Source organism: Aeromonas bivalvium (assembly GCF_000819765.1).
GTDB classification, from domain to species: Bacteria; Pseudomonadota; Gammaproteobacteria; order Enterobacterales; family Aeromonadaceae; genus Aeromonas; species Aeromonas bivalvium.
In genome coordinates this window covers 65,719-86,210 of the sequence record NZ_CDBT01000041.1, presented here as the reverse complement: position 1 = coordinate 86,210, position 20,492 = coordinate 65,719, and the positions used below count along the sequence as shown (strand labels likewise).

The following is a 20,492-nucleotide window of genomic DNA, read 5'->3' as shown; positions in this document are numbered from 1 at the left end:
AGCAGGGTGACGGCCAGGGCAGGGAGGTGGCGAATGGGCATCATGACTCCTTGTGAGGGTTAGCGGCGGGACCCGTTTGCAGCGGATGCTGTCTGGCCTCCAGTTTGCCACGGCGGCGCCAGTGGTGGTAGCGCGCCAGCCAGGGCAGCAGGGCCTTGGGCTGGTGGGCCTGGCGCCACTGGCCGGCCACGTACTTGTTGCCCTCCATCAGGGTGGGGTAGGCGTGAAGGGTGGCGAGCACCTTGCCAAGGCCGAGTCGATGGCGCATGGCCAGGGTGAACTCGGCGATGCGCTCCCCGGCGTGGGGGCCGACGATGGTGGCGCCGAGGATCCTGTCCTTGCCCGGCGGGGTCAGCACCTCGATGAAGCCCTGGGTCTCGCCGTCGGCGATGGCCCTGTCCAGCTCCTTGAGCTCGAAGCGGGTCGCCTCGAAGGGGATGCCCTGGGCCTCTGCCTCCTTGCGATTGAGGCCGACCCTGGCCACCTCGGGGCTGGTGTAGGTGGCGGCCGGGATCACCCGATAGTCCGCCTTGAATCGCTTGAACTGGCCGAACAGGGCATTGACCGCGGCGTACCAGGCCTGATGGGCGGCGAAGTGGGTGAACTGGTAGGGGCCGGCCACGTCCCCCACCGCCAGTATGCTGGGGTAGTTGGTGGCGAGGAAGCCATCCACGGCGACCGTGCCCCGCGCCGTGAGCTCGACCCCTAAGTCCTCCAGACCAAAGCCGCCGACATTGGCGACCCGGCCCAGGGCCAGCAGCAGTCGATCGCCCTCGAGCCGGCAGGTCTCATCCCCTTGGCGCAGGTGCAGGCGGATCTGATCCTGCGCCAGGGGCTCCACCCGCTCGGCGCGCCAGCCGAGCAGCAGATGGACCCCATCCTCGGTCATCTGCCGCTGCAGCAGGGCGGCGACCTCGGCCTCTTCCCGGGGCAGCAGCTGATCCGCCAGCTCGATCAGGGAAACCCGGATGCCGAGCTGGGCCAGGCTCTGGGCCAGCTCGCAGCCGATGGGGCCGCCGCCGAGCACCAGCAGGTGGCGGGGGGGCTCGCGCAGCTGCCACAGGTTATCCGAGGTGAGATAGGGCACCTCGGAGAGCCCCGGCAGATCGGGCACCAGGGGCCTGGCGCCGGTGGCGAGCACGATATGGCGGCTGGCAAGGCGCCTGCCGCCCACCTCCACCTCCCAGGGGGAGACGAGGCGCGCCTCTCCCTGGATGCACTCCACCCCCAGGGCCTCGTAGCGCTCGACCGAGTCGTGGGGCGCCACTTCGGTGATCACCCGGGCCACCCGCGCCATCACGGCGGCGAAATCGGCACGGGCCTGGCTCTCGCGAAAGCCAAGCTCCGCCCCCTGGCGCTGCTGCGCGGCGAAGCGGGCGCTGCGGATCAGCGCCTTGGAGGGGACACAGCCGGTGTTGAGACAGTCCCCCCCCATCTTGTGCTGCTCGATGAGGGCCACCCGCGCCTTGACGGCGGCGGCGATATAGCTGGTCACCAGGCCACCGGCCCCGGCGCCGATCACCACCAGGTTGTAGTCGAAGTGGTCGGGCCGACGAAACCGGGCATGGAGCCGGTGCCGGGCGAGCAGGCCCTGGCCGGCGCGGGCCAGCCAGGGCAGCAGCCCGAGCAGACAGAGCGCCGCGATGAGCCCGGGGGAGAGGATGTTGCCCGTGCTGGTGAGCTGGGCCAGCTGGCTGCCCGCCAGCACATAGACCAGGGTGCCGGGCAGCATGCCGAGCTGGCTCACCCAGTAGAAGGTGCGCAGGGGCAGGGCGGTCAGCCCCATCAGCAAGTTGATGAGAAAGAAGGGGAACAGGGGGATGAGGCGCAGGCTCAGCAGATAGAAGGGGCCATCCTTGGCCATGCCCGCATCCACCAGCGACAGCTTGTCGCCAAAGCGGCGCAGGACCCAGTCCCGCAGCAGGAAGCGGGCGCTGAGAAAGGCGAGGCTGGCGCCCAGGGTGCTGGCAAACGAGACCAGCAGCAGTCCCCAGCCGACCCCGAAGATGGCGCTGCCAAACAGGGTCAGCAGGCTGGCCCCGGGCAGGGAGAGGGCTGTGCTCAGCACATAGACGGCGAAGAAGAGGGCGCTGGCCTGCCAGAAGTGAGCGTCCACCCAGCCCTCGAGCGCGCTCTGGCGCGCCTGCAGGGCGGAGAGGGTCAGGTAGCTATCCAGATCCAGGGCGAAGAAGGCGCCGATGAGCAGGGCCATCAGCAGCAGCAATCCCAGCTTGGTGCGTCTCATGAGGGGTTCTCCTCCCGGGTGGGCGGGTCGCCGGCGTCCGGCTGGACCGGGAGCTGGCAAAAGCCCTGGGCGGGCACGTCGAGGGCGGCATTGAACTTGGCCGACATGTTCTGAAAGGCGATGAGACCGGTCAGCTCCACCAGGGCATCGTCATCGAACCAGGTCTTGAGGCGCGCAACCTGCTCGTCCCTCACCCCGTCGAGCCCGGTCATGGCCTCCGTGTAGTCGAGCACCGCTTGCTCGCGGGCATCGAACAAGGGGCTGGTGCGCCACTGGGCCAGGGCCTCCACCTTATCGCCGGAGCCGGCCCGCTTGACCAGGGTCATGGCGTTGATGTCGACGCAAAAGCGGCACCAGTTGAGCTGGGAGACCCGCACCGTGACCAGGGATCGCAGCACGGGGTCTATGGGGGAGCGCTTGCGGTTGATGACCCCGTACAGGGTGGCAACGGCGGCGAACAGACGGGGGGATCGGCCCCAGCACTTGCCCGGGATCAGTACCTGGCCATAGTTGCGTCGCTGCAACCAGAAGAAGGGTTTGATGAACCAGGCATAGTCCCGGTCTGCTTTGAGCTGGATGCGCATACTGCTCCTCTGCTGCTCTTGCCGCGCCATGGGGCGTGGCGTCTCTTTGTGGGATCAGGGGGCCGCCAGGCGGGCTTGCAGCCGGGCGAGGAACGTCTGGATCCGGGCCCGATTCGCTCCCAGATCGGATCGGCCCTGGCGGGAGGCGGATCGCATGTCGATGCGCAGCTCCCTGGGCCCCTCGAACAGGCGCAGCGCCACATCGTCTTGAAAGCCGAACCAGGGGCTGGTCACCACGGCCTCCAGTCCCTCCTGGCTCGCCCTGATCTGCCAGCCCGATGCCTGCATCAGGCTGGCTGCCTCGGCTAGCACCCGCTCCCGGCTGGCCCGGGTATAGATAGGAGCGGGGTTGTCGCCGGAAAATTTCAGGGGAGCCTCATTGACGGGCAGATCGGCGTCGCTGCGCAGCTGGTGCGCCCAGTCGAGCCTGGGGGGATGGAGGGGATCCGTGCTGACGTCGTTGAGCAAGGGGGCGCGCAGCGCCAGGGTCAGGAATCCGATGGGCAGCAGCAGGGGCAGGGCACCGACGGCGGCCCAGTATGGCCTGGGATGCCAGGGCAGGCGCAGCAGCAGCCAGAGGGCGACGAGGGCCCCGGCCAGGCAGAGGAGGAAGCCGACCCACCAGGGCCAGAGGGCGACACGGCTGCCCAGGGCGCCAGAGAGTGGCAGCAACCAGGCCAGCAGGGGAAGCAGTGGGAGGGGCAGCATGGGATAACCCTTGGAAAACTGGCCAAAGGATAAACCTAATTAACTGATAAGGTTAATTTATTTTTAGATTTAGCGGACAGGATAAGGGAGGGAAGGGGCGACGGGGGAGCCGCCCCTGGGGCGTCAGCTGCGGTAGAGCACCTTGATGAGGTGGAAGCCGAACTTGGTGCGGATGGGGCCGAGCACCTTGAGCAGCTCCCCCTTGAACACGGCATCATCGAACGCCTTGACCATGTCCCCCTTGTTGAACTCCCCCAGATCGCCGCCGCGCTTGCCGGAGGGGCAGGTGGAGTGGCGCTTGGCCATCTGGCCAAAGTCGGCACCCTTGTCGATCTTGCTCTTGATCTCCAGGCACTCCTTTTCCGTCTTGACCAGAATGTGTTGGGCGCATGCCTTGTTCATGGGTTCTCCTCGTTGCATCTTGCGGGGCGGTCGGGGTGAGTCTCACCTGGGATGGCTCAGGGGCCCGGCCGGCTGGGGCGCAAGATTAGCGCAATTGCTGCCCCTCGTCAGCCGGGATCCTGGCTCTGGGGTGGCGGGACTGCCACAGCAGCTCGAGGCCGAGCAGGCCGTGCAGGCTCCAGAGCGCCACGGGATCGAGCCATTCGCCCCCCAGCTGCAGGCTGGTGAGGGCGCAGCCGAGCAGCAGCGCCGCCGTGAGCGGCAGGCGCCAGTGGGGGGCCAGGGGAGCCAGCAGGGCGCTGCCGAGCAGGATGGCGAGGCCAAAGGGGAGGTTCAGGGCGGTGAAGGCGAGGGCCTGCTGCCCCGTCATGCCGCACAACAGGGCCAGCAGGGCGCTGCAGCAGGCGAGGAAGGTGATGAACTCGAGTCGCTCGGCGATGTGGTCGGCCAGTTGTTCGCTGCGTGCTGTCATGGGGTGACTCCTCATGGATGATGGGGGCAGTGTGGCGCAATCCAGGGTGGCGAGTGAGCGGGATAAATAGATTAGGGCGAGCGATTGCCTCGTTTCTGTTTTATAACCAATTGATTCACAATGGTTAAATCATAATTCACTGGGAGCGGCCAGACTGAGGGAGGGGGAGGGGAGGCCAGCCATGGCTTGCTTTTCTGCCCGGGACATCATGGCCAGATGAGGACTCAATATTGCGGCTGTTGACGCCGACAGTTTCTGTCGTATCGACCCATGCGCGAATGACGCCAGGCTGCGCAGCAATTGGTCAGATGAGGTGTCAATTTCATCAGTCGGGGTTAATTTATCGCCAAAGGGCTCTGTTTTATGACAAATCCAGGTCGCTGATGGGTCTGAATCCCGCCAACGACTATGGTAGGATGGCTGCGCCTCGCCCTCGGCGCGGCCACGATCACCGCGATGAGACCAGCATCGTTCGCTTGAGCATGAATTCGGGGAAGTTGACGTTTGACAGGATGCAATCTGCCCATACCTGCGGGTAAATCGCAGCCGTGCCGCCGGGTGCGTGCCTGGCTCTGGCTGACGCTCTGCCTCGGCTGCCTCGCCTCTCCCGCCATGGCGGCCAAGCTGACCTACCAGGTCAAGGGGCTCAAGGGCGACAATAAAGAGAACGTCGAAGCCTATCTCAACGCCCTGCCCGTCTATCAGGAGCGGCAATACAGACCCGCTAGGGCCAAGATCATCGAGAGTACCGAGCAGGCGCTGCAGGTCTACGGCTATTACCAGCCCAAGGTCAAGTTGAGCCGGGACAAGAAGACCCCCTCCAAGGTGACGGTGACGGTGGAGGCGGGAGAGCCCGTGCTCATCTCCCGGCTGGATGTGCTGCTGGAGGGGGATGCGGGCAGCGACGAGATCTACAGCGAGCTGCTGGACAAGCTGCCCCTCAAGGAGGGCGAGCCGCTCCATCACGGCAAATATGAATCCATCAAGGCGGATCTGGGCAGCCTGGCGCTGGCCCGGGGCTACTTCAACGCCCGCATCAGCAGGAGCCAGGTCCGGGTCTATCCCGAGAAGGGCACCGCCGAGATCTACATAGTGTTTCGCTCCGGCACCCGCTACCACTTCGGCGAGGTGCGCTACAGCGCCACCCCGGAGGAGCTGCGCCTCATCAAGCCCCTGGTCAGCATCAAGCGCGGCGACCCCTACCTCGCCATCAAGATGGCGGAGACTTCCCAGGACATCTCCTCGACCAAGCTGTTCAAGCAGGTGGATCTCAAGCCCCTGATCAGCGAGGCAGAGGGCAACCAGGTCCCCATTCAGGTGACGCTGGCGCCGCGCACCCAGCACGAGATTGAGACGGGGATAGGTTATGCCACCGACGTGGGCCCCAGGGTGAGCGCCACCTGGGAGAAGCCCTGGATCAACCGCTACGGCCACCGCCTCAACGCCACCGCCAACGTGTCGGCGCCCCAGGCCGACCTCAGCTTCGATTACCAGATCCCCGTCATTGGCAAGAATCCGCTGCAAGATTACTACTCGCTGCAGGCCGGTTATCGCTACACCAACAACAACGACACCCGCTCCGATCTGACCACCTTCGGGGTTCACCGCTGGAAGCGGCGCCCGGACGCCTGGGACAGGGACGTGTTCGTGCGTCTGGAGAACGAACGCTACGAGCAGGGCTCGGATGCGGGCAACAGCCTGCTGCTGATCCCCGGGGTCTCCTGGTCGCGGCTGCGGCTGCGTGGCAACCTGGTGCCGGACTGGGGGGACAGGCAACAGCTGACCCTGGAGTTCTCCGATCCCACCTGGGGCTCGGATATCCGCTTCATGCGCGCCTGGGGACGCACCAAGTGGCTGCGTACCCTGGGGGAGAACAACCGTTTCCTGTTTCGGGCCGAGCAGGGGGCCATCATAGGGGATGACTTCTCCCTGGTGCCGCCTTCCCTGCGTTTCTTCACCGGCGGCGATCAGACGGTGCGTGGCTATGGCTACGAAGAGATAGGCCCGCGGGATGCGGACGGCAAGTTGCTGGGGGGACGCTACACCACGGCCGTCAGTGGCGAATACAATTACCGCTTCAGCGACAAGTGGCTGGGGGCCCTGTTCGTGGATGGCGGCACCGCCACCGACGACTACCAGGAGGCCTGGAAGATAGGCACCGGGGTCGGGGTGCGCTGGGTCACCCCCATCGGTCAGGTCAGGCTGGATCTGGCGGTGGGCATCTCGGAGGAGGACAAACCCCTGCGCCTGCACTTTGCCCTGGGGCCTGAATTATGATCTGGTTAAAGCGACTCTTCCTCTGGTTGATGGGGCTCATCTTCCTGCTGCTGATCGGCATCAGCCTGCTCGGTTTCACCCATCAGGGCAACAAATGGCTCTGGCAGCAGGCCAGGGCGGCCCTGCCTGCCCTCAAGGGGGAGCTGGTATCGGGCCAGCTCGGTTACGGCTGGACCCTGGAAGGGGTCGGCTGGCAGGACGAGCTGGTGGATGCCAGGGTCGAGCGCGCCGTGCTCGACTGGGATCTGGGCAAGCTGCTGCAAGGCCAGCTCTGGATCCGCTCCCTGACCCTGACTCACCCCGTGGTCAAGGTGGCCGAGTCGGCGCCCAGTGACGAGCCGCCCGGCGAGCCCTTCGTCTGGCGCCCGCTGCCCCTGCGCATCCAGATAGACGCCCTCAAGGTCAGCGCCCTGGATGTGGACGTGCCAGGGCTCAAGCTGGCACTCAAGGATCTCGATATCGGCGCCAGATTGGACCGGCAGGGACTGACGGTGCGCGGCCCAGTGCTGGACGGCGTGGCCATCACCCTGGCCGATGCGCCCCCGCCCCCGCCGGCGCCGGGCGAGCAGGCTGCTGCCAAGGACGCGGCGCCCGAGCCGGCCTCCGACAGCACCACCCTGGTGGCCAGCTCGCCCCAGGGCGACATCGCCATCGAACTGCCCAAGATCTCCCTGCCCTTCCCCCTGCGCCTCGAGGGGCTGCTGCTCACCGACTTCAGTTACCGGCAAGGGGAGCTCAAGGAGGCCATCGACAAGTTGCAGCTCTCGGTCTCGGGGGAGGGGGAGCGCATCGAGATAGAGCAGTTCTTCCTGCGCCATGCCATGGCCGATCTCGATCTCAAGGGCCAGATCAGCCTGCAAGATGATTATCCCCTCGACCTGACCCTGACCGCCAAGGCGCGCAAGGCCCTGCTCGACAACCAGCTCAAGGGGGAGCAGGCGACCCTGACCCTGGGGGGCTCGGTGGGCAAGCTGGCCCTGGCGCTCAATGCCAAGGGGCCGGTGGCGGCCACCCTCAAGGGGACACTGCAGGCCCTGGATCCGGACCTGCCCTTCGATGTGAAGCTGAACTGGCCAGGCCTCAAGTGGCCCTTGCACAAGCCGGCGGAAGACGAACCCAGTTACCAGTTGAAGAAGGGGAGTCTGACGGCCAAGGGGGCCTTGTCTGGCTACCAGTTTGCCTTGAATACCTCGGGCCAGGGGACGGATGTGCCTCCCTTCAAGCTGGCCCTCAAGGGTAAGGGCAACCTGGAGCAGCTCAGCAACATCGACCTGCTGCTCAATGCCCTGCAGGGGGAGCTCAAGCTCGATGGCAAGCTCGCCTGGCGCAAGGGCGTACAGTGGCAGGGGGTGACCAGCTTCAAGGGGATTGACCCCGCCGAGCTGGTGCCCGAGATCAAAGGCTCCCTGGCCGGCCGGGTGGAGAGCGAATTTGCGCTGGGGGACGACGGACACTGGCAGCTCAAGGTGCCTGCCCTCAAGGTGGACGGCAAGATCAACAAGTACCCCCTCGCCATCACAGGCCAGCTCAGCGGTGATGACGCCATGAACTGGCAGATCCCCGCCTTCGCGCTGCAGACCGGCCCCAACCAGTTGCAGGCCAGGGGCAAGCTCAGCCAGGCTCTGTGGCAGCTCGACGCCCGCCTGGCCGCCCCGGATCTCTCCGGCATTTACCCTGGCCTGCGCGGGGATCTTCGCGGTACCCTGGCGCTGGGGGGCAACCAGCAGGTCCCCAGGATCAGCGCGGCCCTGAGCTCGAACCGTCTCTTCTTCGAGGGGACGGATCTCAAGGAGATCGCCCTCAACGGCAACGCAGTGATAGGCGAGGTGCCCTCCGGCAAGCTGGCCCTGACGGTGGCCACCCTGACCCAGGGCAGCACCCTCCTCAAGGCCCTCAAGCTGGATCTCGATGGGGACCTCAGCCGTCACCAGCTCTCCTTCGACAGCAAGGGTGATCCCCTGGCGGCCAGGCTGCGGCTCAATGGCGGCGTGCAGCAGACCCACTGGCGCGGCGCACTGACCGAGCTCAACATCAGAACACCCATGAAGCGCTGGCAGCTCAAGGCACCCTGGAATCTGGATCTCGACCTCGACAAGCAGCGGCTGGCCATGAGCGATCTCTGCCTCGGCTCCCAGCAGGCGAGCCTGTGCGTCAAGGGCAGCCAGGTCTCGGCCGCCCAGGGGGAACTGGCGTTTGCCTTGACCGAGTTCGACCTCAAGCGCCTGCGTCCCTGGCTGCCGGACAACTTCAAGTGGCAGGCGGTGCTGTCGGCCGACGGGCGCGCCAGCTGGAAGGGGGATCAACCCAGGGTGCATGCCACCCTGCGTACCACCCCGGGCACCTTCGTCGCCGATGCCGTCAAGACCTCCTATCAGCAGCTCGCCGTCGGTTTCGACCTTGAGCCCAGACAGGCCAATCTGCGCCTCGATTTCGTCTCCGCCGACATAGGCACCATAGACACGGATCTCGTCATCCTGGATCCCAGCGGTCGTGGCGCCTTGTCCGGTCAGCTCAAGTTCAACGGACTGAAGCTGAGCCCGTTCGCGCCGCTGATCCCGGAGGTGCGCTCCCTGGCTGGGGTGATCAGCGCCGATGCCCGCTTCGATGGCACCCTGAAGACCCCCTTGCTGTTTGGTCAGCTCAATCTGGTGGAGGGGGAGGTGCAGACCCACACCGACATGGTGACCCTCAAACAGCTCAAGACCCGCCTCAAGATCGAGGGCAACCGGGCCGAGCTCGATGGCAGCATGCTGGTGGGCAAGGGGCCGCTCGCCCTGGGGGGCTGGCTGAGCTGGGCCAAGGCGCCCATCGAGGGCAGCCTGACCATACAGGGCAAGGATCTGGAGGCGCAGTACCCCGGCATGGGCCGGGTGCGGGTCACGCCGGATCTCGCCATCAGCCTGGGAGAGCAGACCCGGGTGACCGGCAAGATCACCATTCCCTGGGCGCGGATCCTGGTGAAGAACCTGCCGGAGAGTGCGGTGGCGCGCTCGGACGACGTCACCATCATCTATGACGAGCTGGCACCGCCGGTGGAGCCGACGGCCTTGCCCCTCGAGATGAAGGTGGCCGTGGTGCTCGGCGATGACATTCGCCTCGAGGCCATGGGACTCAAGACCCGGGTCACCGGCGGCATCAATCTCAATCAGGAGCCGGAGAAGCCCCTGTCTGGCAACGGGCAGCTGGAGCTCAAGGAGGGTCGTTTCAAGGCCTATGGCCAGAATCTGATCATCAAGGAGGGGCGCATCATCTTCTCCGGGCCGCTGGACAAGCCCTATCTCAATATCGAGACCTACCGGGATCCGGATACCATCGAGGACAATGTCACCGTGGGGGTCCGGGTGACGGGGCCGGCGGCCAAGCCGAAGATAGCCGTCTATTCAGAGCCCCAGATGCCTCAGTCCGAGCAGCTCTCCTACCTGCTGCGGGGCAAGGGGCTGCAGACCGGCGGCGAGGATGGCGGCTTCAACGGCCTGCTGGTAGCGGGGGCGGTCGGCCAGGTGGGCGGTGTGGTCTCCGATATCGGTGAGTCGCTGGGCATGAGCGATGTCTCCCTGGATACCGAGGGGAGTGGCGATGACACCCAGGTCACGCTCTCGGCCTACCTGCTGCCCGGCCTGCAGTTCCAGTATGGCGTCGGGGTGTTCAGCCCCATCGCCGAATTCAAGCTGCGCTACGAGGTGCTGCCGAGGCTCTATCTGCAGGCCATGAGCGGGGTGGCCCAGGCGGTGGATATCTTCTACCGCTTCACCCTCTAGCCAGGATGACAAGAGGGGAGGCCAGAGCCTCCCCTCTTGTCTGTGGCACTCTTGCCTCGCTTGTGCCCGTGGGGGCCGGACCGCGGGCATGGTCCTGCGCACCGGTCATCTCTTCTCAACTTTGGCCTGGGCGGGCCGATAACAGGGAACCTGTCCCTTGCCTGACGCGCCATGTTACCCAACGCCATCCGTGAACGTCTGCTGGTCGATGAGAGCCAGCTCGATCAGCGCCTCAATCAGGATCTGCTGCGCGGCGATCGCGCCGACTTTCGCCTGCACCTGGCCCTGCTCACCGAGGCGGTGGAGGAGCAGCCCTGGTTCGATGAGGCCGATAGCCTCCCCCGGGAGGAGATTGACTGGCGGGCCCGGCTCGGCCTGGCACCGGCCACCCCCCTGCACAGCGACGCGCCGGCGAGCAGTGCCCACCTCACCGAGCGGTTGCAACAGGGGGGAAGCATGGCGGATGCCAGACTCTGGCTCGCCCTCCATCCCCAGCCGCTGGCGGGTCGGCGACCGCTGCTGGATCCGGCGGTGTACGACAACCTGAGTGCCCTGGGGCGCGAGCGGCTGCAGGCCGGGTGGTCATTGCCAAACAAGGGGCGCGAGGCCCGGCCCCTGGTGATGCTGCCTCTGCTCGACCGGCTGGCCGAGGGGGTGGATGCGGCTCTGCACTGGCAGAGCTGAGGGGCGCCAGGCACGGATCCTCAGGGGAAATGCCACATGATAACCATAGAAAAAGGCGGTCAAGCCGCCTTTTTCTCTCCAACTGACTATTTTGTCATATCAAGCGTCAACTTCCGCATCTGCCTCCTGGGGCTCGGCCTGCTCCCTGAGGGGAGACTGCGCGCGGCGAGCCAGCGGTTTTTCTGTGTGACGATTGAGCTGGCGCTCGAGTTTCTGTCCCAGATCATTGATGGCGGCGTAGAGGTCCTCATGCTCGGCCTGGGCAAACAACTTGCCGTTGGGAATACCTGCCGTGGCTTCGATGTTGAACATCAACCTTTCCTTGGAGACGATCACATGGGGAGTGATGAGCGGCACCTGCAGACGTTCGAGCTTGTTGAAGCGAGATTCGATGCGCTCGCGGATTGCCGGGGTGATCTCAATGATTTTACTGGTGATTTCAATTTTCATATAGGCCCCCTTCGGGTCGTCTTGCTTGTCTCTTCACCTCCAGAATACCCATGGGGAGGGCCATTAACGTGATCTGGATCACATTAACGCCCCTTTGTTGTTCATCACACGGTAAATTGTGATCTTTTCGGCTTCTGCACCAAAAAGCACTTGAGCTGTGTGAAGTGGGCAGGCAGTATGGGCGAATTGGATCGTATCTGTCCCTTCTGGCAGCGCAGTCTGTCGATTTGAAATCAGGTTTCACCCATTGTCTCCCCTCCTTTCTTCTTGTTTGCCGCTAGTATCGGGAAGGCGAGGGTGATCTCGGTATCCTGACAGACTCGGGACAGGGACTACAGGTGGAGTCGTACATGAAGCAGCAGGCCACTCAGATGATGTGGTTTTATGAGCCGGCCCAGGGCCAGTGGCGGGTCTCGGATCATGCCTCCAACCAGCTTTGGCAAGGGGAGGGGGCCCACCCCTGGAGCGATAATCTGGATCCTGCCGACGAGGCGGGTTTCGCCCGGTTCGTCGACACCTTGCAACAGGGCGACAAGCCGGGGCAGTTCATCGGCCACCTCCACGACGAGTCAGGCCAGGCCCATCATTTCCTCTGGCGCGGCCAGTATCTGGCGGATCAGGGCCTCTGCTGCGGCTGGGTCAGCCCCATCGAGGTTGCCAGCCAGCCCTCCCTTCCGGTGCGGCTCAATGGCGAACGCTCCCCCCTGCTGGTGCAAGACCCCCTATTGGCCCAGCTGGCCCAGGCTCTCTCCGCCAAGACGGGGATGGACTTTTTTGACACCCTCACCCACGAACTGGCCGAGATCCTCGACGCCGATGCGGTCTGGCTGGCGGAGCTGGGCGAGCTGCAGCAGCTGAGGGTGATCGCCAGCCATGGCGCTACCCTGGGTCATTACCGGCTGGAGGAGATGCCATGCCGGCATCTCTACGAAACGCGCCGGGCTTGTACCCGGGTGCTCGAGGCGCCGCTGCCGGCACACCCCTGGTTGGCGGCGGGACAGACCTACCACGGCCATCCCCTGTGCGATCGCCATGGCCAGATCCTGGGGCATCTGGCCCTGCTCTTCTCCGGCTCCGTCGCCATCCCGAACCTGGCCGCCGTGCTGACCATTTTCTCGGTGCGCATGGTGGCCGAACTGGAACGGCTCAAGAGCGAAGCCCAGCTGCGGCTCTCTGCCGTGGCGTTCGAGACCCACGAAGGCATCATCATCACGGATCCCGACTACAAGATCCTGCGGGTCAACCACGCCTTCGGCCAGGTCACCGGCTTTGACAGCCAGGCCGTGCTTGGCAAGCGGCTGGGGGATCTGTGGCCGAGCCAGGGGGGGCTGGGCTATGAGCTCGACAACCTGAGCCGCTGGCAGGGAGAGACCCAGCGTCGCCACGCCCGTGGCCATGGTTATCCCCAGTGGGAGATAGTCACCCCGGTCCAGGATGACAAGGGGCGGATCAGCCATTTCGTCATCTGTTTCGAGGATATCTCCGAGCGCAAGGCCGCCGAGCGCCGCATCCAGGATCTCGCCTATTACGACGAGCTGACCGGCCTGCCAAACCGGCGTCAGCTGCATGAGACCCTCAGCCAGGCCTTCAGTCAGGCGAACCGGGATCACCTGGTCGGCGCCCTGCTGTTCATCGATCTCGATCACTTCAAGACCATCAACGACTCCCTCGGCCACGCCAGCGGAGACTGGCTGCTCAAGGAGGTGGCGACCAGGCTGCGGCGTCTGGTGCGCCAGGGGGATTGCCTGGCCCGCCTCGGGGGGGACGAGTTCGTGCTGCTGCTACCCGCCCTCTCCAGTAGCCCGCCCCAGGCGGAGATGCAGGCCGATCTCATCGCCGAGCGGCTGATCGGCGAGATTGCCGCCCCCTACCATCAGGGAGGCCAGGTGCTGCACATAGGTGCCAGCGTCGGCATCACCCTGTTCCCGGGACGGGATCAGGGGGTGGATGATCTGCTCAAGCAGGCGGACACCGCCATGTACCAGGCCAAGTCGGCCGGTCGCAAGACCCGCCGCTTCTTCGATGCCGCCATGCAGCATCAGGCGGACAGGCGTCTGCTCATCCACAACGAGTTGCGCAGCGCCCTGACGGGAGGGGAACTGACCCTGCACTACCAGCCCCAGCATCTGGTGGCCGGGGGCGAGCTCATCGGGGTCGAGGCCCTGATCCGCTGGCAGCCGCCCGGGCGAGCCCTGGTCTCCCCCGCCGAGTTCATCCCCATCGCCGAGGAGACGGATCTTATCGTCGACATCGGCAACTGGGTACTCCATGAGGCGTGCAGCCAGTATGTGAGCTGGGAGGAGAGCGGCATTCACATTCCCCAGCTGTCGGTCAACGTCAGTGCCAAGCAGTTTCACGCCCACGACTTCGTCGAGTGCATCCATGATGTGCTGGAGAAGACAGGCATGGATCCGGCATGCCTGAACCTGGAGATCACCGAGTCCGTGGTGCTGGGTCATGCGGAGGACACCATCAACAAGATGGCCGAGCTCAAGCAGCTGGGCATCAGTTTCGCCATCGACGATTTCGGCGCCGGATACTCCTCCCTGAGCTACCTCAAGCGCCTGCCTGCCGACGAGCTGAAGATAGACCGCTCCTTCATCCAGGACATTCCCCGGGATGGCGACAACATGGCCATCGTCGAGGCGGTGATCGCCATGGCGCGCCACATGGGGTTCAACGTGACGGCGGAAGGGGTGGAGTCGCGCCAGCAACTGGAATTTCTGCGGGCACAGGGGTGCCACTTCTATCAGGGCTATCTGGCCTCCAAGCCGCTGCCTGTGCCCTATCTGGAGCGTTATGTCCGGCGGGTGGGCGGGCGCCACGAGGTGAGAAATACCCTGATCCCGGAGCTGTAGCCCGTCTGGTTTAGGGGTAGAATGAGGGTTCGTCAGGGCGCCATTGGGCGCCCGATTTTAGGGAGAAATCGAGTGAGAGTCGTCTGGGGAATCCTGCTATCCGCCCTCCTGGTGCCGGGGGCCATGGCGCAGACCATGGATCAGTTGCGCTATCGCCAGGCCTATGACGCGGTTCGTGCCAACGACATGGCCCGCTTCCAGACCCTGAGAAGCCAGCTTGGCCACTACCCCTTGCTGCCCTATCTGGACTACTACCGGCTCGCCTTTCGCCCGGGGGGGGCCGAGTATGGCGAGGTGACCCGTTTCATCCGTGACCATGGCGATACCCCCCAGTCCAACCGGCTCGAGCGCAGCTATCTGACCCATCTTGCCCAGAGCGGTCAGTGGTCCCGCTTCCTGCAGTTCTATCCCAAGCTGCCCAACTCGACCGATCTGCGCTGCATGCACTATCAGGCGCGCTACTACACGGGCCATCGTGACGAGGCGCTGCGTGAAGCGGGCAAGCTGTGGCAGAGCGGCGAGTCGCGCCCGGATGCCTGCGATCCCCTGTTCAGCCTCTGGCAAGGGGCCGGACTGCGCACCCAGGAGGCGGTCTGGTCACGGATGATGCTCGCCTTCGAGGCGGGCAATGGCAGCCTGGTGACCCATCTTGCCAACCAGCTGGGAGCCGGACTCAAGCCCCATGGCACCCTGATGGCGAGCCTGCTGAGTCAGCCAGCCAAGGTGATGAACCCCGTCTATTTCAATGGTGAACGCCACTCGCGCCAGTTGCTGCTGCTGGGGCTGGCCCGTTATGCCAACCGCGAGCCGGATCGGGTGCTGGGGACATTGGCCAGCTACCGCAGCCGTTTCGGGTTGACCGCACAGGAACTCAGGCCGGTGGAGCATGCCATCGCCCGCCGCTACCTGCTGGACAGGGCCCCGCAGCAGCGGGCCTGGGTCGACACTCAGGTGAAGGCGCAGCCGGATCTGGTGGAGCTGAGGGCGCGCCTCGCGGTCTGGGAGCAGGATTGGCGTGGCCTGTCTGGCTGGATCAAACAGATGCCGATGGCGCTGCAAAAAGAGGATCGCTGGCGTTACTGGCTGGCCCGGGCCCAAGAGGCGCAGGGTCAGCAGCAACCGGCGCAAACCCTCTATCGTGAGACCGCAGGGCTGCGTGGTTTCTATGGCTTCCTGGCTGCCCAGCGCAGCGGTGTGCCCTATCGCCTCAAGAACGAGCCACAGATGAGGGCCCCGGATTGGCGCAGTGCGGCCCGGCGCTGGCCCTTCCTCTCCCGGGTCAAGGAGCTGCTCGCCATGAACGAGGTGGCGGCGGCGCGCGCCGAGTGGATCCATAACATGGATCGCAACCCCGTGGCCCAGCGCATCGAATTTGGCCACGTCGCCCTCAATCAGGGCTGGCACGAACTGGCGATCCTCGCCAGTATCCGGGCCGAGGCCTGGGATGCCCTGGATCTGCGCTTCCCGCTGCCGCTGCAACGCACCTTCTCCCAGATGGCGCGCGAGCGCACCATGGACACCAGCCTGCTCTATGCCATCTCCCGCCAGGAGAGCGCCCTCTATCCGCTGGCCCAGTCGCCGGTGGGGGCGCGGGGCCTGATGCAGCTGATGCCGGCCACGGCCAAGGAGACCGCCGGCAAGCTGGGGGTGCCTTACCGGGATCCCCAGCAGCTGTTCGATCCCCAGCTCAACATTCGCCTCGGCAGCGCCTACCTCAAGCGCTTGCTGGACGTGTATGACGGCAACCGCATCCTGGCCGCTGCCGCCTACAACGCCGGACCCGGTCGGGTCAAACGCTGGCGCGATGCCCACACCGACAAGCCGATGGATGTCTGGGTCGAGAGCATTCCCTATCGGGAGACCCGCAACTATGTGCAGAACGTGCTGTCGTTCGACCTCATTTATCAGCACAGACTCAGGCAGCCCCTGAGGTTCCTGTCGGAGCGTGAGCTGCGCCATCAATATTGACCGAGGAGGGAGATGGGATCCCCATCCGCCCTGGATGGGGGTATCATGGGGCAACCTTTTGTTACAAATAGATACCTGCCAGGTGATCGGGCGCAGCAACGTGGATTGAGCGAACCGCTATAATGGCGGGCCCTGCGCGGTGAACCCCCAAAGAAAGGAATTGAGAGTGGCAACGATTAAAGACGTTTCCCGATTGGCCAATGTCTCCATCTCGACCGTGTCCCGTGTCATCAACAGCACGGCTCAGGTCGCCCCCGACAAGAAGGAGGCGGTGCTGGCGGCCATGAAGGAGCTGAATTTTCGCCCCAACAGCTTTGCCCAGGCCCTGGTGAGCAAACGTTCCAATTGTGTCGGCGTTCTGGTGGGGGATCTTTGCGGCGGTCCCTTCTTCGCCCAGATGATGCGCGGCATCGAAACCGTGGTCGACCGTGCCGACAAGTTCACCATAGTGATGTCGGGCAACCACGATGCGGCGCGGGAGCGCCACGCCATCCAGGCGCTGCTGCAGCGCCAGTGCGACGCCCTGATCCTGCACAGCAAGGCGCTCCCCGACGAGGAGCTGAGCGAGCTGGTGGCGGGGCCGACCCCGGTGGTCTTCATCAACCGCCAGGTGCCGGGGGCGGAGGATCGCTGCGTCTGGCTGGACAACCAGGCCGGCATCACCACCGCCTGTCAGCACCTGCTGGATGCGGGTCACCGCAAGATTGCCTTCGTTACCTCCGACGACGAGGCCTTCGTCGACGGCCAGCAGCGGATGGCGGGCTATACCCATGCCCTGCAGCGGGCGGGGCTCGAGGTCAATCCCGACCTGATTGGCCGCGCCTTCGCCGACGAGAACGGCGGCTATGTGGCCATGACGGAGCTGCTGGGCCGGGGTGTCGACTTCACCGCCGTGCTGGGGTTCAACGATGCCATGGTGGCGGGCGCCATCTCCTGCCTGCTGGAGCGGGGTTACAAGATCCCCCAGCAGATCTCCGTGGTCGGCTTCGATGACATCCCCTATGCCCGCTACATCTATCCCAAGCTCACCACGGTGCGTTATCCGATAGAGGCCATGGGGGGCAGGGCCGCGGAACTGGCTCTCAGCCTGCTGGATCACAAGCCCGTCACCGGGCTGGCCCTCAAGTTCGAGGCGGAATTGATCCCCCGGGAGTCGGTCGCCTGATCGAGCGGTAAAATGGCCCCATGTGGGCCATTCTTCCTCTCAAAATTGAAAGCGTTTTCAGAAATCCCTTTCAACTGTGATCTGCTTCATAGCTTTTTACACGGCAGATCACTAGCATGGGCTCCACGAATTAGGGGCCTCGGCTCCCGATTTTCCCGCTGTGGGAGATGACTGGTTATCCAGCTATTTCCTTCGTTACTTTCGACGGTCATCATGGATGGCCGTTTTTTTTTGCCTTTTTCACCGCCGACCCAGGAGGTGGCGGGGTACCATTGGGCCAGCAGAGGTGATCGATGACAGAGTACGTGCCACGACAGCAAGGTAAGAGCACCAGGATTGGCATAGTGGGGGCCGGCTGGCTCGGTCTGCCCCTGGCCCGCGCCTGGCGGGAGGAAGGGTGGGAGGTGGCCGTGACGGCGACCAGTCAGGAGAAGTGCGATCGATTGACGGGGGAGGGGCTGGACGCCCATCCGCTGCTGATCTCGGCGCAGATGGATGCCCCCTGGCCCCTGCGGGTCGAAGCGCTGGTGGTCTGTGTGCCGCCAGGCAAGGTGGATGATTATCCGGCCGCCATGGCCAGCCTGTGCGCCCTGGCGAAGGCAGGGGGAGTGCGGCGCCTGCTGTTTGTCAGTGCCACCTCGGTATGGGGGCCGGGCCAGGGGGAAGAGAAAGCGGCGGCGCCCCGGAGCGAGCGAGGGCAGCGGATGCTGGCGGCGGAGCGGGCCGTGCTGGCCGCCGGCATAGAGAGCACGCTGGTAGTGCGCCCGGCAGGCCTCTATGGTCCTGGGCGTCACCCGGGTCGCTTCCTCGCCGGCAAGACGGTCAGCGGCGCGGCCCAGGCGGTCAACCTGGTGCATCAGCAGGATCTGGTGGCCGCCTGTCAGCTGTTGCTGGCCAGAGGGGAAGGGGATCAGTGTTACACCCTGAGTGCCCCGGGTCACCCCTCCCGAGGTGCGTTTTACCGGGCGGCGGCCCTGCGTCTTGGCCTGGCGGCTCCCTGCTTTGTCGAGCCGGACGGCGAGTTTCTCCCCCTGCATGGGGAGCGCATCTGCCGTGAACTGGGGTTTGTCTACGGGGTGCCGGATCCCCTGGCCTGGCTGGCGAGCGAGGCGGGTGCCCTGGCCTGAGGGGGGGTATCAGGGGACGGCGAACCGCCATTGGGTTTGCCAAGGGCGGGGCTGGCCCCTATCATGCCGCCATTCCAGTCATAGAGAGTCGTAATGATGGTCGATACCAATACCACCGCCAAGCCCGCCGCCAGGCATACCGCCAGTGAGCGTCACCCCGAGGGAGAGCTCTTGCTGCGCACCCTGGCCATGCCGGCAGACACCAACCCCAACGGGGATATCTTCGGTGGCTGGATCATGTCCCAAATGGATATAGGGGGCGGCATCATGGCCAAGGAGCTGGCGAAGGGACGGATCTGTACCGTCTCGGTGGAGGGCATGACCTTCCACAGTCCGGTCAAGGTGGGCGACGTGGTCTGCTGTTATGGCACCTGTCTGCAGGTGGGGCGCAGCTCGATGCGCCTCAAGCTGGAGGTCTGGGTCAAGCCGGTGCTGCGGGAGAATGATGCCCAGCGCTACTGCGTCACCGAGGGGGTATTTACCTACGTCGCCATCGACGATCAGGGCAAGCCGCGCGCCGTCCCCGTGTGATCGGGCATCAGATCAGCCGGGCGTTGATGATGGAGATTTCCTGCTCAAACCCGGTTTTTTGCCGTATCATGCTCTCCAGCATCTCCTCAGACCCCACGCACTGGTTCGTGTCGAACACACAGAGATCGCACTGCGGGTCTCGCCTGATCTGATATCGGGTGGACAACTCAACCTGATGGCAATTGCCCTGCTGATCGTAGAAGGTCACTCGGTATTGCTGTTGTCTGGACATGCTGCTCTCCGCTGTTGCTCGGTTTTGGGCGCGAATGTTCAGCCTAGTCGGCAGCCGTGATGTTTTGTTGAAGCTGTATGCAAAGAAAAGGCAGATGGTTGTTAATCAATGAAAAATAGTTACCGCATTCTGGGAACCTCACTGCTGACCCTGGGGTTGGTTGGCTGTTTCGAGGTGCCGTCCAAGGATCACCTGGTGACGGCCCAAGGCATAGTGCCCAATCTGAGCTGTCATCAACCGCCCCTGGTGGCACTGGCTGCCGAGGCGCTGCCCAGGGAATTCGGCGTCACCGTCTGGAATCTCTACAAGGGCCAGCGCAAGCAATGGCGCGAGGGGATGGATGCCTTCGCCAGGGATCAGGATCTGCTGCTGCTGCAAGAGTCGGCGACCCGTCCCGAGATGCTTGCCTGGTTGCAGGCAGGTCGCTTCCAGTGGCAGCAGCTGCAAGCCTTCACCCAGGGCGGCGTCTCGTTCGGGGTGATGACGGTGGCCAAGACGCCCCAGGCCTTCGTCTGCGGCGTGCGCTCCCCCGAGCCGCTGGTGCGCATCCCCAAGTCCGGGCTGGTGAGCCTCTACCCCCTGCAGGGGGATCCCGACGGTGTCCTGGTGGTGAACCTGCATGCGGTCAACTTCGAGCTCGGCATGGCCACCTTCCGGGAGCAGCTCAACGATCTGACCGCCCTGGTACACCGTCATCAGGGCCCCGTGATCCTGGCCGGTGATTTCAATACCTGGAGCGAGAAGCGCGAGTACTGGCTCGGCAAGCTGGTGGAGGAGCTGGGGCTGCAGGAGGCGATCCCGTCACCGGATCTGCGCCGCCGCGCGTTCGGCCGTCCTCTGGATCACCTCTACTATCGAGATCTGGATCTGGTCGAGGTGACGAGCCCGGCCACGCAGGCCTCGGATCATAACCCCATCATGGCTCGTTTCGCCGCCCAGACCCTGACCCCTTGAGCACGGCGAGCCTGGGCTTGCCGGTCTAGGCGATGGCGACATCCCCACGGGCCGTCATCGGATACAAAAAAACCACC

At 64.8% G+C, this 20,492-nt stretch carries 16 protein-coding genes; 9 read left to right on the top strand and 7 right to left on the bottom strand.

Annotated features, from left to right (window positions below; all coding sequences use genetic code 11):
* Positions 1–40 precede the first annotated feature (40 nt).
* From BN1119_RS12510 to BN1119_RS12490, 5 genes are all read right to left on the bottom strand, one after another.
* Positions 41–2,245, bottom strand: a complete 2,205-nt coding sequence (locus BN1119_RS12510; protein ID WP_041998324.1) for an FAD-dependent oxidoreductase — start codon at positions 2,243–2,245, stop codon at positions 41–43.
* Positions 2,242–2,829: a carboxymuconolactone decarboxylase family protein gene (locus BN1119_RS12505; RefSeq protein WP_041998323.1), complete on the bottom strand. Its 588-nt coding sequence runs from the start codon at positions 2,827–2,829 to the stop codon at positions 2,242–2,244. The genes BN1119_RS12510 and BN1119_RS12505 overlap by 4 nt, the downstream gene beginning before the upstream one ends.
* 54 nt (positions 2,830–2,883) lie before the next feature.
* On the bottom strand, positions 2,884–3,537 hold the full coding sequence (locus BN1119_RS12500; RefSeq protein WP_084205450.1) for a DUF1499 domain-containing protein: 654 nt from the start codon (positions 3,535–3,537) through the stop codon (positions 2,884–2,886).
* 123 nt (positions 3,538–3,660) lie between these two features.
* Entirely contained in the window at positions 3,661–3,939 is a 279-nt protein-coding gene (locus tag BN1119_RS12495) for a peptidylprolyl isomerase (RefSeq protein ID WP_041998322.1), read from the bottom strand.
* Positions 3,940–4,024: 85 nt separating this feature from the next.
* Complete coding sequence (locus BN1119_RS12490) at positions 4,025–4,411, bottom strand: hypothetical protein (RefSeq protein WP_041998321.1); 387 nt, start codon at positions 4,409–4,411, stop codon at positions 4,025–4,027.
* 504 nt (positions 4,412–4,915) lie between these two features.
* Here BN1119_RS12490 and tamA point away from each other — a divergent pair.
* The 3 genes from tamA (at position 4,916) to BN1119_RS12475 (ending at position 11,130) form a co-directional block, all read left to right on the top strand.
* Positions 4,916–6,688 (top strand): autotransporter assembly complex protein TamA, encoded by a 1,773-nt coding sequence (tamA, locus tag BN1119_RS12485; RefSeq protein WP_041998320.1) that lies wholly within the window; start codon positions 4,916–4,918, stop codon positions 6,686–6,688.
* Positions 6,685–10,446 carry an autotransporter assembly complex protein TamB gene (gene tamB, locus BN1119_RS12480; RefSeq protein ID WP_041998318.1) on the top strand — a complete coding sequence of 1,254 codons (3,762 nt, stop codon included), beginning with the start codon at positions 6,685–6,687 and terminating at the stop codon, positions 10,444–10,446. The genes tamA and tamB overlap by 4 nt, the downstream gene beginning before the upstream one ends.
* A gap of 171 nt (positions 10,447–10,617) precedes the next feature.
* A complete protein-coding gene (locus BN1119_RS12475) occupies positions 10,618–11,130 on the top strand; it encodes a VC2046/SO_2500 family protein (protein ID WP_041998316.1) in 513 nt (170 codons plus the stop codon).
* Positions 11,131–11,229: 99 nt separating this feature from the next.
* On the opposite strand, the gene hpf is transcribed toward BN1119_RS12475, so the two are convergent.
* Positions 11,230–11,580 carry a ribosome hibernation-promoting factor, HPF/YfiA family gene (hpf, locus tag BN1119_RS12470; RefSeq protein ID WP_041998314.1) on the bottom strand — a complete coding sequence of 117 codons (351 nt, stop codon included), beginning with the start codon at positions 11,578–11,580 and terminating at the stop codon, positions 11,230–11,232.
* A 350-nt stretch (positions 11,581–11,930) separates the two neighbouring features.
* Between hpf and BN1119_RS12465 the strand changes: the two genes are divergently transcribed.
* The 5 genes from BN1119_RS12465 (at position 11,931) to yciA (ending at position 19,229) form a co-directional block, all read left to right on the top strand.
* Positions 11,931–14,438, top strand: a complete 2,508-nt coding sequence (locus BN1119_RS12465; RefSeq protein WP_041998312.1) for a putative bifunctional diguanylate cyclase/phosphodiesterase — start codon at positions 11,931–11,933, stop codon at positions 14,436–14,438.
* Positions 14,439–14,510: 72 nt separating this feature from the next.
* Positions 14,511–16,406 carry a transglycosylase SLT domain-containing protein gene (locus BN1119_RS12460; protein WP_041998310.1) on the top strand — a complete coding sequence of 632 codons (1,896 nt, stop codon included), beginning with the start codon at positions 14,511–14,513 and terminating at the stop codon, positions 16,404–16,406.
* Positions 16,407–16,572: 166 nt separating this feature from the next.
* A complete protein-coding gene (locus tag BN1119_RS12455; protein WP_041998308.1) occupies positions 16,573–17,571 on the top strand; it encodes a LacI family DNA-binding transcriptional regulator in 999 nt (332 codons plus the stop codon).
* A gap of 293 nt (positions 17,572–17,864) precedes the next feature.
* Complete coding sequence (locus BN1119_RS12450) at positions 17,865–18,698, top strand: NAD-dependent epimerase/dehydratase family protein (RefSeq protein WP_041998307.1); 834 nt, start codon at positions 17,865–17,867, stop codon at positions 18,696–18,698.
* Between the two features lie 93 nt (positions 18,699–18,791).
* Complete coding sequence (yciA, locus tag BN1119_RS12445; RefSeq protein ID WP_041998305.1) at positions 18,792–19,229, top strand: acyl-CoA thioester hydrolase YciA; 438 nt, start codon at positions 18,792–18,794, stop codon at positions 19,227–19,229.
* Between the two features lie 7 nt (positions 19,230–19,236).
* On the opposite strand, the gene BN1119_RS12440 is transcribed toward yciA, so the two are convergent.
* The gene (locus BN1119_RS12440; RefSeq protein ID WP_041998303.1) at positions 19,237–19,461 is read right to left on the bottom strand and encodes a hypothetical protein; all 225 of its coding nucleotides are present in this window, start codon (positions 19,459–19,461) and stop codon (positions 19,237–19,239) included.
* 108 nt (positions 19,462–19,569) lie between these two features.
* On the opposite strand from BN1119_RS12440, the gene BN1119_RS12435 reads away from it, so the two are divergent.
* Entirely contained in the window at positions 19,570–20,415 is an 846-nt protein-coding gene (locus BN1119_RS12435; protein WP_041998301.1) for an endonuclease/exonuclease/phosphatase family protein, read from the top strand.
* Positions 20,416–20,492 lie beyond the last annotated feature (77 nt).

Bases quoted from the DNA above. Each gene is read 5' to 3' on its own strand.
- BN1119_RS12450 (WP_041998307.1), top strand. From the start codon at position 17,865: ATGACAGAGTACGTGCCACGACAGCAAGGTAAGAGCACCAGGATTGGC.
- BN1119_RS12475 (WP_041998316.1), top strand. From the start codon at position 10,618: ATGTTACCCAACGCCATCCGTGAACGTCTGCTGGTCGATGAGAGCCAG.
- hpf (WP_041998314.1), bottom strand. From the start codon at position 11,580: ATGAAAATTGAAATCACCAGTAAAATCATTGAGATCACCCCGGCAATC.
- BN1119_RS12505 (WP_041998323.1), bottom strand. From the start codon at position 2,829: ATGCGCATCCAGCTCAAAGCAGACCGGGACTATGCCTGGTTCATCAAA.
- BN1119_RS12500 (WP_084205450.1), bottom strand. From the start codon at position 3,537: ATGCTGCCCCTCCCACTGCTTCCCCTGCTGGCCTGGTTGCTGCCACTC.
- BN1119_RS12510 (WP_041998324.1), bottom strand. From the start codon at position 2,245: ATGAGACGCACCAAGCTGGGATTGCTGCTGCTGATGGCCCTGCTCATC.
- BN1119_RS12495 (WP_041998322.1), bottom strand. From the start codon at position 3,939: ATGAACAAGGCATGCGCCCAACACATTCTGGTCAAGACGGAAAAGGAG.
- BN1119_RS12435 (WP_041998301.1), top strand. From the start codon at position 19,570: ATGAAAAATAGTTACCGCATTCTGGGAACCTCACTGCTGACCCTGGGG.
- BN1119_RS12440 (WP_041998303.1), bottom strand. From the start codon at position 19,461: ATGTCCAGACAACAGCAATACCGAGTGACCTTCTACGATCAGCAGGGC.
- BN1119_RS12465 (WP_041998312.1), top strand. From the start codon at position 11,931: ATGAAGCAGCAGGCCACTCAGATGATGTGGTTTTATGAGCCGGCCCAG.
- yciA (WP_041998305.1), top strand. From the start codon at position 18,792: ATGATGGTCGATACCAATACCACCGCCAAGCCCGCCGCCAGGCATACC.
- tamB (WP_041998318.1), top strand. From the start codon at position 6,685: ATGATCTGGTTAAAGCGACTCTTCCTCTGGTTGATGGGGCTCATCTTC.
- BN1119_RS12490 (WP_041998321.1), bottom strand. From the start codon at position 4,411: ATGACAGCACGCAGCGAACAACTGGCCGACCACATCGCCGAGCGACTC.